At 46.4% G+C, this 15512-nt stretch carries 13 protein-coding genes; 7 read left to right on the top strand and 6 right to left on the bottom strand.

The window, feature by feature from the left end; translation table 11 throughout:
• Positions 1-146 precede the first annotated feature (146 nt).
• Positions 147-1052 (bottom strand): LysR family transcriptional regulator, encoded by a 906-nt coding sequence (locus FE296_RS21665; RefSeq protein ID WP_150366274.1) that lies wholly within the window; start codon positions 1050-1052, stop codon positions 147-149.
• A gap of 332 nt (positions 1053-1384) precedes the next feature.
• Here FE296_RS21665 and FE296_RS21660 point away from each other — a divergent pair, with 332 nt between their 5' ends.
• Entirely contained in the window at positions 1385-2428 is a 1044-nt protein-coding gene (locus FE296_RS21660) for a 2,3-butanediol dehydrogenase (RefSeq protein ID WP_150366273.1), read from the top strand.
• Between the two features lie 198 nt (positions 2429-2626).
• Here FE296_RS21660 and FE296_RS21655 read toward each other — a convergent pair whose 3' ends face one another.
• Together FE296_RS21655 and FE296_RS21650 are read right to left on the bottom strand one after the other, a co-directional pair.
• Positions 2627-3139 carry a GNAT family N-acetyltransferase gene (locus FE296_RS21655; protein WP_150366272.1) on the bottom strand — a complete coding sequence of 171 codons (513 nt, stop codon included), beginning with the start codon at positions 3137-3139 and terminating at the stop codon, positions 2627-2629.
• Positions 3140-3268: 129 nt separating this feature from the next.
• Positions 3269-4033 (bottom strand): helix-turn-helix transcriptional regulator, encoded by a 765-nt coding sequence (locus FE296_RS21650; protein WP_124117316.1) that lies wholly within the window; start codon positions 4031-4033, stop codon positions 3269-3271.
• A gap of 182 nt (positions 4034-4215) precedes the next feature.
• On the opposite strand from FE296_RS21650, the gene FE296_RS21645 reads away from it, so the two are divergent.
• From FE296_RS21645 to FE296_RS21625, 5 genes are all read left to right on the top strand, one after another.
• A complete protein-coding gene (locus tag FE296_RS21645; RefSeq protein ID WP_150366271.1) occupies positions 4216-6537 on the top strand; it encodes a beta-L-arabinofuranosidase domain-containing protein in 2322 nt (773 codons plus the stop codon).
• 82 nt (positions 6538-6619) lie between these two features.
• Entirely contained in the window at positions 6620-7186 is a 567-nt protein-coding gene (locus FE296_RS21640; protein WP_150366270.1) for a Uma2 family endonuclease, read from the top strand.
• Between the two features lie 394 nt (positions 7187-7580).
• Positions 7581-8312 carry a hypothetical protein gene (locus tag FE296_RS21635; RefSeq protein ID WP_317889422.1) on the top strand — a complete coding sequence of 244 codons (732 nt, stop codon included), beginning with the start codon at positions 7581-7583 and terminating at the stop codon, positions 8310-8312.
• Between the two features lie 12 nt (positions 8313-8324).
• Positions 8325-10013 carry a vWA domain-containing protein gene (locus FE296_RS21630; protein ID WP_150366268.1) on the top strand — a complete coding sequence of 563 codons (1689 nt, stop codon included), beginning with the start codon at positions 8325-8327 and terminating at the stop codon, positions 10011-10013.
• A 19-nt stretch (positions 10014-10032) separates the two neighbouring features.
• Positions 10033-11172 carry a toxic anion resistance protein gene (locus FE296_RS21625; protein ID WP_017690481.1) on the top strand — a complete coding sequence of 380 codons (1140 nt, stop codon included), beginning with the start codon at positions 10033-10035 and terminating at the stop codon, positions 11170-11172.
• A gap of 173 nt (positions 11173-11345) precedes the next feature.
• Here the strand turns inward: FE296_RS21625 and FE296_RS21620 are convergent, their stop codons facing one another.
• Both FE296_RS21620 and FE296_RS21615 read right to left on the bottom strand, forming a co-directional pair.
• Positions 11346-12380, bottom strand: a complete 1035-nt coding sequence (locus FE296_RS21620; protein ID WP_150366267.1) for a cupin domain-containing protein — start codon at positions 12378-12380, stop codon at positions 11346-11348.
• An 88-nt stretch (positions 12381-12468) separates the two neighbouring features.
• Positions 12469-13062: a TetR/AcrR family transcriptional regulator gene (locus tag FE296_RS21615; protein WP_150366266.1), complete on the bottom strand. Its 594-nt coding sequence runs from the start codon at positions 13060-13062 to the stop codon at positions 12469-12471.
• A gap of 192 nt (positions 13063-13254) precedes the next feature.
• Between FE296_RS21615 and FE296_RS21610 the strand changes: the two genes are divergently transcribed.
• Positions 13255-14013, top strand: coding sequence for an SDR family oxidoreductase (locus FE296_RS21610; RefSeq protein WP_124117309.1), 759 nt, complete (start codon positions 13255-13257; stop codon positions 14011-14013).
• 168 nt (positions 14014-14181) lie between these two features.
• On the opposite strand, the gene FE296_RS21605 is transcribed toward FE296_RS21610, so the two are convergent.
• Positions 14182-15216: a LacI family DNA-binding transcriptional regulator gene (locus FE296_RS21605; RefSeq protein WP_124117308.1), complete on the bottom strand. Its 1035-nt coding sequence runs from the start codon at positions 15214-15216 to the stop codon at positions 14182-14184.
• Positions 15217-15512 lie beyond the last annotated feature (296 nt).

The following is a 15512-nucleotide window of genomic DNA, read 5'->3' as shown; positions in this document are numbered from 1 at the left end:
CGCAAGAGGTAGTTAGACACGAGTGTAAAATATAGATTATTATGTGACTGTGAAAAGTAAAAAAAGTGCTCCGTTCCTGGAGAAGTTGGTGTGTATCTCAAACTTCCTTCAGAGGTGTGGAGCACTTTTTGCTTTTCATATCACTTTTATAGATGATCCAGCTCTATCGCCTGTCTGAAGCGTCGGGCGAATCGTTCTGCGGCTACGGCGGCCTCCTTGGATTCCGTCTGCACGAAGCCAATTTGCATTTTCGGTTGATCAATTCCAGCGATCTCTACCATCTTCACCAGACCTTCCTTCCATAATGGATTTTGGTAAAAGGAAAAGTCGTGACCAATCGTGGCGGCAATATCGTTTCGTAACACCATGTTGATGGCTTCTGAATTATTTGTTTTAAACAGAATGGACAGAGAACCATGATCATAGGTGAATTCCTTGATGAAGTCTTCGATGAAACCATCTCGATAGAGTGCCAGCTTGTGTTCTTTTAATTGATCAGGTGAAACACGGCTGTGCTTGGCAAGTTCAGACAGGTGATGTGTACCAACTACCAGCTTGCCCGAGTACATGGGACTGAAGTGAAGTCCATCGAATTCCCGCAATTGTTTGGCATAGATCGCGATAAAGCCCAGATGGGTTTTGTTATTGCGAATATCCTCTATAATTTCCATGGAGCCTTTCTCTTCAATGGAGATGTTAAGTTGCGGGTGCTCACGCTTCATATCTGCAGCGGACTGGACAAGATAGGGCATGACACTTGGAAAAGTAGCGACATGAAGCTCACCGCTAAGAGAGGAGGTTTCTGCGTTCAGGGATTTCAATTCATCAATCCGCTGCAAAATGTCCAGTGCCTTGGCAATGAATTGTTTGCCTTCGGGAGTGGGGTGAGTTCCCTGCCGCGAGCGTTCGAACAGGATGATACCCAATTCTTTCTCCAGACGATGAACCGATTGGCTGATCGCCGATTGTGTGACATGCAGTTGCTCCGAGGCGGCGGAGAATGATTGCGTTTTTGCAATTTCAACGACATATTCGAGCTGTTCCAGATTCATGAGTTCATCTCCGTTTAGCATTAATACAACTAATGTTAACATTAGTATCTATAAATATGAATAATACATGAACAGCGATATAATATATAGACAAGCTTTATAGTTCTTTACTATATAAGTAGAACCTTACTTTTACACCAGAAACGCAGAGTGCAGAACCAATCTGAAGAAGCAGAGCGTGCGCCTTTATCACCGGATTTTTCCCTTGGATCAAGGGAATGAAGAAAATCTGGGGATAAGAGCGATCGAAAGATGGTACTGCAATCAGCGTAATTAGGTGTAACATTTCTAGTTCAACTTATATAGACAATCATATAAAGGGGATGAACTTCATGAAAGCAGCAGTATGGTATGCCCATAAAGACGTGCGTGTTGAAGATCGCGAGGTTCCGGTTGCTCAAGCAGGACAAGTCAAAATCAAAGTGGAATATGCGGGGATCTGCGGCAGTGACTTGCATGCTTATCACCATGGTGTGGGCATTCAAGAAGGCGAGAATCATCCGCTCTCAGGACAGAAAGCACCGCTGACATTGGGTCATGAATTTGCAGGAACCGTGAGTGAATTGGGGAGTGATGTAAGCGGTATCAATGTAGGGGATCGAGTCGTGGTAGAGCCGTTGTACCATTGTGGAACATGTGAGTATTGTATCCAGGGGCGTTATAACCAGTGTACTCAATTTGGATTCGTTGGACTGAATGGTGATGGTGGTTTTGCGGAATATGTTGTTGTTGAATCCTACATGGTTCATCCCATACCGGATAACGTAACTTTTGAAGAAGGCGCGCTCGTTGAGCCTACGGCAGTAGCCTTTCACGCGGTTCGTCATAGCAAGCTGAAAGTGGGGAATAAGGTAGCCGTATACGGAGCCGGTCCAATTGGATTATTGACGATTCTGTCTGCCAAAGCAGCAGGAGCCTCTGAAATCTATGCAGTCGATGTATTTGAGGAACGTTTGGACTTGGCAACCAAGCTGGGAGCCATTCCGGTAAACAGTGCCAAAGTCAATGCAACCGAAGTGATTTTGCAGCAATCGGGCGGCATTGATGTAGCCTATGAAGCAGCGGGTGTGCAACCCACGATGGATAGTGCCATTGCGGTTGTCAAAAAAGGTGGAGAAGTTGTTGTCATCGCAGCAATTCCGAATCCGCTTCAAGTGAATTTCTTCGATCTTCTTGTCAAGGAAGCGAATCTAACGGCAACGCTGGCATATCGCCACATTTTCCCTGAAGTGATTTCATTGATTGCGGAAGGATCGCTCGATGTGAAACAGGTCATCACCAAGAAAATCAAACTGGACGACATCGTGCAGGAAGGACTTGAGCTGTTGATGAGCGACAAGAGCCATGCGAAGATTTTGGTGGAGATTGGCGGCTAAAAACCGTTCGCTAACGAAGATAGATTTTCATATCAACGTAATTGAAGTATAAGTTTTAGATCGCGAAAAAGACCGTTCATCCGTATGAATGGTCTTTTTCGCGTTATCAAGTAGAACACGCATCTTTCACTAGCTACTCTTCATCAATCATATTCCGCTGATCGCGGCTCGCGGCTCGCAGATTACTTTTACCGTCCACTAGGAGTCATATCGGTAGCAGATCGCCTTACCCCCGCTACTCTCGGAGCTGAATTCCTCATCCTCATAGAATCCGAAACGCTCATATAAACGGATGGCATTGACCATCTGACCACCTGTATATAAATACACCGTATTTTTGCCCATTCCTTTGGCAGAATCTACGCATTGCTGGAGCAATACTCTGGCAATCCCGTGACCTCTCCATTTTGGATCAACACCCAGCAACCGAATAAACGGATAATCGATTGGTAATTCAAAGTCTGGATAAGCCTTGCGTGCTGTTTCGAATAATTGGACTGTACCGACAATCTGATCATCAATCTTCGCGATCCATAATTGTGTCAGGTACGGATTAACCACAGACTCTCTAATGTCTTTCAGGTAGGCTTCCCATCGTTCATTTTGCTCAAAAGTCTCCCGATACTCGGCATAACTTGCAATAAGGATATCTACAATCTCTGGATGGTCTGCTTCTGTGGCAGGATGAATCGTAACGGCAGCCGTTGTCATCTTATAGCTCCCCTTCTCTTATGGGTTAAGTATGGAATATCGTTTTCTTGCATTTTACCATAGCGGATTCAATCCGATTGATTCAAATTTTCTATAGGTAACTCAGTCATTTCTATAGATCATAGTGCATCAGCGATTGAGCTGTGTGGAATACAGATGATTGCGATATTCGGTTGGCGTATTGCCTTCGTATTGCTTGAACATGCGCAGGAACAGCTTGTAGTCGGAGAAGCCGCACTGTCCGGCAATTTCTTTTACACTGGCATTGGTGTTCAGCAGCAATTGTTTCGCCCGGCGAATTCGTTCTGTGAGGATATAGGTTTTGAGTCCAGTACCTTTCTCGCGCTTCACCATTTTGGAAATATAGTCTTTGTTAAAATTAAAATTTTCCGCAATCTGACTCACCGTGATGTTTGTATGCAGATGAATATCGACCCACTTGCAGATATGGTCCACAATTGCATTGTGCGGGCGATAATCGGCCTCTATATTCCGCTCCAGTTCTCTGAACAGCAATAACAAAGCAGCGTCGGCTTCCTCCGGTGAGAAGGATGACACATGCAGCAGCTGCTTGAATAACTGATTGGCCATGGAAGGTACCTGAATGGTGGCATGTGTCCTAAACTGGTTGAATTCTGGCTGCATGGCATCATAGTGAACCCAGTAGAAGCTGACGGGGGCGTCGCTGATTTGGTAGCCATAGTGGGTGCGACCCGCGCGCAGAAACAACAGATCGTTGGCACGAACTACATATTGTTCCTCTTCTTCCGCAATGTACATCTCACCTTCCAGCATCAAAATGATCTCGTGAACAGGCATGCTGCGTCTCATGTGGCTCCAGTTGCCGTCGGATATGAACTTGCCGCACAGGTAATGTTTCAGTGGCTTTTGCATAGGACGGATTTATCCACCTTTTCTTGGATTATGAGTCTGATGTAATTATATTTTATTTGATAATATGGGGATATTCAAGCTCTGAAGTGGATTATTGAGTATTGGACATGTGGAACATAACACGGATTTTACCCCTTAAGAATGAATGGATATCTATTACATCCCGAGAAGGAGTGAGTGTCATGATTGATACGAAAAAAGGATTTCTGGGACCGGAACATGTAGATCTGTTAAATGGAGTGTTTCAAACATCACAAGAGGTGGGGGAGCGTTACCTGTTATCGCTGGATATTGATCGATTCCTGGCTCCTTGCTTCGAAGCTCATGGTTTACCTGCCCGAAAAGAACGATACGCGGGTTGGGAGGCACGTACCATCAGCGGACATTCCCTCGGACATTATCTGTCTGCCCTGGCTGTGACGTATCAGGCAACCGGGAATATCACGTTAAAAGAAAGACTGGATTATGCTGTCACCGAACTGGCGAGAATCCAACAGACCACGGGGAGCGGGTATATCGGTGGTTTGTCCGAAGAACCTTTCCACATGGCTTTTCGAGCAGAGAATATCGGTGGGTTCAACATCGGTGAATACTGGGTTCCCTGGTACAGTGTGCACAAAATCTATCGCGGCCTGATTGATGCGTACAAACTCACTGGTAACGGACAGGCACTTGATGTAGTTACTCGATTTGCAGACTGGGCGGTAGAAGGTTTGCTCCCGATGACAGAAGAACAGATGCAGACGATGCTTCAAAGTGAACACGGGGGCATGAATGAAGTGTTTGCACACTTGTATGGGATCACGGGCAAAGCCTTATACCTTGAGATCGCCAATAAGTTTACCCATCAATTGATCCTGAGACCCTTGGAACACAAGCAGGACGATCTTCAAGGCAGACACGCCAATACTCAGATTCCCAAAGTGATCGGTGCTGCCGAAATCTACAATCAGGACCATACCCATGAGAGTTATAAGACAGCGGCAGAGTTTTTCTGGAACACTACGGTGCATCATCGTTCTTACGTATTTGGCGCGACGAGCATTTCGGAGCATTACGAAGCAAAGAGCATGGAGAGTCTCGGGATCAAAACAGGAGAGAGCTGTTGTACTCACAACATGTTGCATCTAACGAAGCAACTCTTCGCCTGGAATCACGATAGTGCCTACATGGACTATTATGAAAACGCCATCTATAATCATATCCTCGGCACGCAGGACCCCGATACGGGAAACAAAACATATTTTGCATCAACACTGCAAGGCCACTACAAAATCTATGGTACTCACGATACCGCCTGGTGGTGCTGCACAGGATCAGGCATGGAGAACCCGGGCAAATATGCCGAGGCCATCTATTTTGAGGATGAGCAAGACCTGTACGTCAACCTGTATATCGCTTCCCAGCTGGACTGGACCGCTCAGGGAATATCCCTGAAGCTTGAAACCGACTTTCCTTATTCGGAAAAGGTGACCCTGACGATCACCGAAGGCAGCGCCTCGGCCCATCTAAGACTACGCGTACCCTCATGGCTGCAAGAGCCAATGACGGCAACGGTTAACGGGGATACGGAACATCCGTATACACGAATGGAACCCGGCTATCTGTCCATCGACCGCACATGGTCTGCGGGCGATGTCATCACAATCACCCTGCCGATGTCACTCCGCCAGTATACCTCCCGGGATGATGCCCACAAAGTGGCATTCTTGTACGGCCCGATTGTACTCGCTGGTGCACTGGGAAGCGAGGGTCTTCCAGAGGACACGATTGTGGATGAAACAGCACTGAATCCCAAGACTGCACCCGTACCTGTGATCTGGACGGAGCAGGAGGATGTACAAGAGTGGATCAAGGTTGTAGATGCAGACACGTTAACATTCGAACTTAGCAAGGATGTCACTTCCACAGGCGAAGCCGTGAAACTCATTCCGTTCTATGATGTGCATCATGAATTTTATACCGTATATTGGCCGTTTAACGATGAAGGTGATGCGCTGGAGAAAGAGTTGAACGATATCACCATCGACAGGGTTCAGGCTGACGGTCAGCAGGATGAGATTGGACATCAACTGGATAGCAACTGCCGTGGGGAGCATCACAACGGTTCAACCACAGATGGCCGTAAGAAGTTGCATATGTGGCGAGAGGCTTTTGGCATCAGTGGAGCTTATTTCAGTTATCAACTGGCAGTGGACCACGCCGCAACCAATTATTTATGTGTGGCCTATTGGGGTGGAGATCATTCCCCGTTTGAGCGGGAAGGTACGTTATATGAGAGACAATTCACCATTACCGTGGATGGGGCAATCATTGGCGAGCAGCGAATTCATATGAACAAAATCGGCGAAGTGTTCTATATGACATATGATATTCCTGAGGCGGTTACATCAGGAAAAGACAGCGTTACGGTAATGTTCCAGGCGAAGGGCGACAATGGCTGTGCCGGGAAAGTCGTAGAGGTACGTACTACACGAAGCAAACCGGAATCCATCTTTTCGTAATAAGAGGCATAGTGTGAAAAGGCGCAAACACAATGTTATAATGAAAATAAATTACGGTTAGGTGAAAGAGGAGGTTGGAAGTGTGGCAAAACCCGATAATAAAGGTACTTATAACTTTCAGGATTGGTTAACTTGGGAGGGGGCATGGGAATTAATTAACGGCAAAGCTTTTAATATGTCTCCAGTACCTACTTCATTGCACCAGTTTATTGTGGGTGAGCTGCACTTCTCTTTGCGGACTTTTTTTCAGAATCGGAAATGTTTCGTGTTTGTTGCCCCTATTGATGTGTATTTTAGCGAAAATGAACAATATGACCTGCCAGATCAAGTTGTACAGCCTGATTTATCAGTGGTGTGCTCCAAAGACCAGATATCCAAAAGTGGCTGCCACGGCGCACCTTCTTTAATTATCGAGGTGTTATCGCCTTCGACTGCGTTAAAGGATTTTAACGAAAAATTTAACTTGTATCAGAAATATGGTGTGAACGAATACTGGATTGTTGATCCCGGCAATCAAACCGTCCATGTGTACACGCTGGAGGATGGCAGTTACCAGACTCGTCATCTATATACAGAGCAGGAAACGATTATTTCCGTCGTATATCCTGACTTGCACATTCCGCTGGATTCGTTGTTCAAGCTCAGGTAGAGGAAATAAAAAAAGTGAACCAACGCATAAGGGACGAAACCGGATGATCTCCGATTCGTCCTTTTTGCATTACTATTTTTCAGACAAGTCTTATATAAAAAATGACACGCATAGCTATTTTCCACGTATTACCTGATAACATTTCTTCTCCACAATCTGCTGTCTCGTAAAACTCACTTTTTACGGATTGACCACCAAATTTCATGCCAAGTTCCACGTTGTCCCTGAAAATATGAAATGGGATAAGCCCAACCCACGTATATTATGAGTATCCAAATATCCAATGATATCCACCTGAGAGCGTTAACATCATGTACAATAAGAATAAGCTTAACAGGGAAATAACGACATGAAGCACCAATATATAACATGAAAGGAGGTCGGATGATTGAACATGATCAAGTACATAAAATTGATGGGGTTAATCTTCGGTATTGTGGCTGTGAATGTTCTGGCATTCTCACCCGGCTTTATCGGGCTGAATTTCGGGGAGGGTGCATTCACAACTGCGCTATCCGTTACCCTGTTGTTCGGTAGTGCAATGGCACTTTTATATGGCAGTTATACCTTGTTGTTGAGACAGCCGATAGTCCTGCCCGTGAGGCATATCGAAACGCATGACGATTATGTGGACGCTTTATCTTTTTATAGACGCATCAAAGTCCTCGAAGAAGATATTACGCTGGGGCTGTCCCAACTTAGCCGGATGAAAAAGAAGAAAGAAACACTCCTGAATGTGCTTCATCAGCGGTTTGATCCGGGGGAACTGAGCTACAAAAAATTCGCTTCGGTCACGCTGGAAGTGGAGAAGCTGTTGTACCTGAATATCCGCAGTGTGCTGAACCGGTTGAATGTATTCGATGAAGCCGACTATGCCAACATGATGAAATCCAAATCCTCAAACCTTCCCCAGAAACTTTTTCAGGAAAAAACCAAGGTATACAACGATTATCTGTCTTATGTGAAGAATGCATTACACACCAATGAGGAAATTTTGCTCAAGCTGGATCAGTTGTTACTTGAGATTTCGCGCCTCGACAGCTTTGAAGCCGGAGATATTGAACAGATGCCTTGTATGCAGGAGATTGATCAGTTAATCAAGCACACCAAATTATACAGACAGTGAGGGGTTGCTCGTATGGCCAAGAAGGGAAAGTTTTTTTTCATATCCATTGTAATGCTGGTACTTGTATTTGGTCTGGTCTATGCAGGAATTACACTAACATCGAACTTTGGCAAGTCGACCACACAGGTGAGCACAGAGAATGCAGGTAAGGAACTGGGCAAGCTGTACGCGGACATTGCACCAGCAACGGCGGAACCGGTCAAAGGACAGATTGATCTCGATCCGGTCGACGTAGCGGAATCGCTGCCGGATATCTCCAAATTCGCAATTGCCGTAGAGAATACAACGAATGATTACGTCGAAATTTTCTCTTCCACGGAGAAGTCGGGCAGCGGGGTAGACGGCTGGTTAACCGAGGTGGGCGAGGAATTCAACAAAGCGAATATCACCGTTGGTGGAAAACCGGTATCGGTCAAAATCCGCAACATTGCCTCCGGAACAGCTACCGATTATATCAAGTCGGGCAAGTATATACCGGATGCATTCACACCTTCCAATGAACTGTGGGGCGAGATGGTTGAGGCCAGTGGGGTGGAGACAGAGATGGTCTCCAAGCGATTGGTTGGGAATGTTCCCGGTATTGTCATTTCTAAAGCCAAGTATGATGCACTGGTTGATACCTATGGCTCCGTTAATGTAAAAACCGTAACCGAAGCGATTGCCAACAATGAACTCGCGATGGGATATACCGATCCATTTGCCAGCTCCACCGGACTGAACTTTCTGGTGACTGCACTGAATACGTATGATAGCGCCAATCCGCTGGGAGAGAAGGCGATTGAGGGATTTGAGAAATTCCAGACGAATGTTCCGTTTACGGCCTCGACAACCATTCAGATGCGGGAAGCTGCCAAGTCAGGCAGACTGGATGCCTTTGTACTCGAATATCAGACGTATGTGAATACCGCCGATCTGAAGAGTGGTTACGTTTTTACACCTTTTGGCGTGAGACATGACAGTCCGCTGTATGCATTGGGACAATTGCCGCAGAACAAACAGGAGATTATCCAGAAGTTTGCGGAATTCGTAACTCAGGCGAAGTACCAACAATCAGCGGAAGAGTTTGGTTTCAACGGGTTGCAGGATTACAAATCCGAACTGGCCACCGTGGATGGCGGCACGTTGTTGTCTGCACAGAAAGTATGGAAAGAAAAGAAAAACGGCAGCAAACCGATTGCCGCTGTGTTCGTGACGGATGTATCCGGAAGCATGGATGGCGAACCGCTTAACCGACTGAAGGAGTCCCTGCGCAAAGGTCAGAAGTACCTGGGTACAGACAACAGTATTGGCTTGGTTTCTTACTCCAGCGGGGTTACCGTGAATCTGCCCATTGCCAAGTATGATACGAACCAGCAGTCCATGTTTGTCGGAACAGTGGATAGTCTGCAAGCTGGCGGAGGGACGGCGACCTTTGACGGAATCGTGGTAGCGATGAAGATGCTCGAAGATTACATGGCTGCTAATCCAAACGTGAAGCCATTGATCTTTGTCCTGAGTGATGGCGAGACCAATGAAGGTCATACCCTTAAGGATATTCGGGATTTGGTTGAGACGTACAAAGTGCCTATCTATACGATTGGGTACAACGCAGATATCAAGGCTTTGGAGAGCATTTCCAGCATTAACGAAGCGGCAAGCATCAATGCCGATACCGACGATGTCGTGTACAAGATTGGTAACCTGTTTAACGTACAGATGTAATCTAAAGGGGGAACTGTAGATGTCATTTTCAATGGAAATACCGAGCCAGAAGGAAATTCAAAAGGTGATTGAAGAAGAGGTGAAACCCGTGCCCGCCGAGGTCGCGGAGCTTCAACAAGTGGCCAATGCCAACGTAGAGATGATCATGACACTGGATCTGGAATCCCTGGAGAAACGTAAAGAGATTCTGCAATCCATTGACGGCTTTGGCATGAACACGATGAGATCCTCTTCCGAGAAAAACGCCTTGCTTCAAGTCTCCGTTGGACATCTGTCCAAGACGGGAGACGAGGGCGGTCAGGTCGCCAAAGGTTTGACCGAGCTGCATATGCAACTGAAGGATCTCGACCCGAGCGTGGTCGACTTTGCCAAGACCGGCTTCCTCGGGAAATTGTTCAATCCGCTGCGAGCCTATTTCCTGAAATACCAGAAGGCTGACGCAGTCATTGCTGACATCGTAACCTCTTTGGATAAAGGCAGATCCACCCTGCGTAACGATAATACAACGCTGGAGATTGAACAGCAGAACCTGCGGGAACTCACCAAACGACTACAAAAGGAGATTCAGCTTGGCGTGCTCATGGATGAGTCCATCGACGCGCAGATTGAAGCCGCCAAGGTCCGCAATGAGGACCCCGAGAAAGTCCGGTTTATTACGGAAGAAGTATTATTCCCGCTTCGTCAGCGGGTGATGGATCTGCAGCAGATGTTGGTCGTGAACCAGCAGGGCATCATGGCGATTGAAGTGGTAATTCGCAACAACAAGGAACTGATCCGAGGCGTAGACCGTGCGAAGAATGTAACGATCTCGGCATTGAAAATTGCCGTTACTGTGGCAAGTGCTTTGTATAATCAGAAGATTGTATTGCAGAAAATTGAGTTGCTGAACCAGACGACCAACGATCTGATCGCGGGTACATCCAAAATGCTCAAGGATCAGGGGATTGCCATTCAGAAGCAGGCGTATGAAGCCAGCATTTCTGTGGATACGATGAAACAGGCGTTCACCGATGTGTTGTCAGCACTCGATTCAATCAGTCTTTATAAGCAGGAAGCCCTCCCTAGAATGCGCGAGACGATTAACCAGTTCCGTGAACTTGCGGATACCGGGGAGCAGCAGATTCAGCGGTTGGAGAAAGGGCAGAAGCTGGGGCTGTAATTTGAAAATCGTGTCATAATATATCGATCTTATACCAACTCATTAACGATTACGTCATAGATAAATTAAATACCAAAGAACGGTTGATCCTAAGCGTGTACAGGTTCAACCGTTCTTTGATATATCAGCATCTGCATAGGAATCAGAAGATGTATGGCATTCAATTCCCAGACCTAACGTAGATCGGTATCCGGGGCAATAAATAGAGTATCATCGGGAAGATGTTCAGCTTCCTCTTTTGTCATGCCCAGATTCGTGGACAATAGATCAGCCGGATTACCCGCGATCCATTCACTCAGATCAATCGCCTCGTAATGCCCGCTGTTGAACCCGATTAACACTTTGCAGACTTTATCTCCCGTATTCTTGATATAATGACCCGCACCCATAGGAGCATATCCCACATCGCCTGCCTCGAAATGTTCAGTTACCGCATGTCCCTCCGCAAGAAATACAGTCATCTCGGCACGACCGCTAATATAATATTGCCATTCGTCAGCATTGGGATGCCAATGCATTTCCCGCAATGCACCGGGTTGCAGCTCAATCACTGATCCGGCCATTGTGGTGGAGATCGGGAAATCTTCTACCGTCACCGTCCGCTGTGTTCCGCCTCCGGGAGCACGTCGGGGTTGCTTGGCAGCCAAAGGATAACGATGTGTCGTAGTCAGCTCGGAATTGCGGCGATATGTTCCTGAAGAGGAAGTGTCATTCGGTGCAGGCCCTTTGGCAAAATAGGCTTCGCCCTGGTTCAGCTTCGCTGCCTGTTCTTCGGTTATGCCTAGGTTCTGGGCAACGATGTTATTCGGTGTCTGCGTCAGGAAATCCGTGATGCTGAACGTGTGATCTTCCGAGAAATCACCATTATCAAAAATCAGAATGAAATGACATTCCTCCGGGCCTAAGCCCTGAATGGAGTGACCGTACCCGCGTGGGAAATACCAAACATCACCCGGTTCGAATGTATCGGTGTAGGCATGTCCATCTGGATGGATGACCGTTGTGCGACAGGAACCGCTAATAACATAAGCCCACTCTGCTGCATTGGCATGCCAGTGTAATTCACGCATACCGCCTGGTTCGAGGCGCATGGATACACCCGCAATGCCAATGGAAGCGGGGAAATCCCGAACAGAAGCACCGCGTGTTATGCCGCCGGGACCTATACGGGGTTCTTTTTGCTCAAGTCGATATTTGAAAGATGTCATGATCATTCCTCCTACTACGAGATGGATATACATGTGTAAATAGTTTAATAGGTTATCTACTATGTTTACCCATATCCGATGGAACCATTCAGCCTTTCAATACGACATTGTCAGGCCTGTAATGAATGATCTTGAACAATTCCTCAGCCATGTAGGCGGGGCTATGCTTGAAATCCTGTCTGATCCACTCCATGATCATGCCAAATATCGCATGAGACTGGTAACTTGCCAGCAGTTCAGGGTTAATGTGCTGCGGGAAGATGTGGTTCAGATCCTGTAAGGAAAGATCCCGAAGAACATCGCAGATCATACGCTGAAAATTGGAGGAGGCCTCCGATTTCACAACCAGTGTGTAGAATTGTGCATGCTGGTGCACATGTTCAAATATGGTGATGGCCGAAGAGGGCATCAGACCAACCTCGAACTCTTTCAACCCTTGATAGGGTTTGCGAAAAGAAGTCACCAGATCCTGAATCACATCATCGATAATCTCGTTGAACAGGTCTTCCTTGTACTGATAATGTCGGTAGAAAGTACCTCGATTCAGGTCGGCGCGCTGGACAATATCCGTAATCGATATTTCCTTAAAGGGATGTATTTGCATCAAATGGATGAGAGCATCCTTCAGCGCAGCTTTTGATTTCTTGATTCTTCGGTCCATCGAATTCGGAGTTTCAGACATCTGTTTTCCTCCTCACTAGTTCACTTTAATAGTTAAAGAACATTTGGGCTTAGTAGTGTTGTTTAACGTACAACTGGACAAGCTTTTACTGATTGAAGTGAAACGCTATGACTTATTATACTAAGGATAAGAGTTAATGAACATTTGTTTGTTAACTTATTGTAAACGAATACACAAAGGAGGATACATGTAATGAAACTTCAAGATAAAGTGGCAGTTGTTACAGGTGCTGGTTCAGGTATGGGGAAAGCGATCGCTACGTTGTACGCCCAAGAGGGTGCAAAAGTAGTTGTATCGGATATTAACGAGGAATCCGCACAGGCGGTAGTTCATGATATTAAAGCACAGGGCGGCGAAGCGATTGTGGTTCTGGCCAATGTAGCCAAAGAAGAAGATGTGCAGAATCTGATTGATACAACGGTGAGCACATACGGTACAGTAGATATTCTGATTAACAATGCGGGCATTATGGATGGTATGGAGCCTGCAGCGGATATAACGGATGAGAAGTGGGAGAGATTGTTCGCTGTGAACACAACCAGTGTGATGCGGACAACACGGAAAGTATTGCCGATCTTCCTGGAAAAACAAAAAGGCGTCATCGTGAACATTGCTTCGGCAGGTGGATTGCACGGCGGACGTGCAGGAGCAGCCTACACGGCTTCCAAACATGCGGTCGTGGGCTTCACCAAAAATACAGGGTATATGTATGCTGAGCAAGGCATTCGTTGTAATGCGATCGCTCCAGGTGCCGTGGCAACCAACATCAGCGCATCCATGGCTGGTATTAGCCCATACGGTGCAGGGCGGCAACAGCTGGGCATGGCAATCAACCCACGCATTGGGACGAGCGAAGAGATCGCTAAGGTGGCCTTGTTCCTTGGGTCGGACGAGTCCAGCTTCGTGAACGGAACCGTTGTTACAGCTGATGCAGGCTGGAGCTCTTATTAATCCGTTCAAGCGCAGTCGAGCATGGAGCACTGAAATAGTGCGAACAGTCAGGAAGCCGCATAACCATATGCGGCTTCTTTTTTGTGCTACTCCGAAAACGGTGGACCACAGTGTCATATCCCGTATTAGGACAAACGTTTGCACTACTACACGGATGCTCGAAATGGATCAATTTGAGGGTGGCTTTGGTTTGGAAAAGAGTGAGGATTCGCGCACGATTAGACGATGGGGAATAATGACCGGATTATGAGGCTGTGGTTCCCCGCTTAGAATTTTCAACAAGACCTGAACGGCTGTATAGCCCAGCTGATAGGTTCCAATGTCTATAGAACTTAATGGTGGTGAAGCCAGCTCCGATAGAGCAATATTGTTAAAACTGACCACGCTGATATCCTCAGGCACCAGATAATGAAGCTCGGCAAGAGCTCTCAGTACCCCAAAGGCCACATTGTCATCAATGACAACGATTGCGGTGGGTCTGTTCGGCAAGGACATGAACAGCGACATCGCCCTGAAGCCACTTTCCTGTAGAAATTCGCCTTCCACAATCCAGTCACTATCGGCATCCAGCCCGGATTTGGCAAGCGCCTTTTGGTATCCTAACATGCGATCATGCGATAACGTAATGTCCGGTGGGCCGCTGACAAATCCGATTCGCGTATGCCCTTGAGCGATCAGATGATGTGTTGCATCATAAGCAGTCTGTACATTATCGTTATCCACCATGGGGGCATTGGGATGAGCTTCACTACGACCGATTAACACAAAAGGAAACTTTTCCGCTTCCAAAAATGAAATAATGGGATCGTCTCGTTTGGACCCAAGCAACAGAATGCCATCCACTCTGCGACCATGAACAAGACGGGAGATCGCGTGCAGTTCATTGTCTGATGAAGTTTCAGTGGTTAGCAGCAATTCATAATTCATACGGGTGGCATGTGTGATAATACCCCGCAGCAGTTCCCCGAAAAAGTAATTTTGAAACAACTCTTCAGCAGGACGTGGAAGCATAATGCCAAGGGTATGTGTCGTTTTGGAAACCAGGCTCTTCGCCATGATGTTGGGATGGTAGTTTAATTCTTTCATGATTTGCTTCACTTTGAGAGACGTCTTGGTGCTGATTCTGGGATGGTTGGAAATCACCCGTGACACTGTAGAAGGGGAAACACCCGCCAATTTGGCAATATCCTTGATCGTAATCATGTAAAAAATCCCTTCTGAACAATCGTATAAATATTCTCCTATGGTAATCCAAAGGATACGATAAATCAATTGCTAACTGCCAAGTATGAGATGCACAGGAAGTAAAATAAAGGAAGAAAGAGTCTGAACAAGGAAACAGGAAATTACTGTAGGTAGAAGAGGTAAATTGGTTGAAATTGAGCAAATATGGCTTGTGCAAACGTTTGTGCAAAGAAAGTGCAGTATTGTATGATGTGATTGTTATTGTAGCGCTTACATCTGTGGATTTATATACTTCTTGACTAGTTTCCCCCTAC

Source organism: Paenibacillus sp. UASWS1643 (genome assembly GCF_008693195.1).
Lineage (GTDB): Bacteria > Bacillota > Bacilli > Paenibacillales > Paenibacillaceae > Paenibacillus > Paenibacillus amylolyticus_B.
Note: the sequence above shows the minus strand (reverse complement) of the source record. Positions and strands in the feature narration are given on the sequence as shown.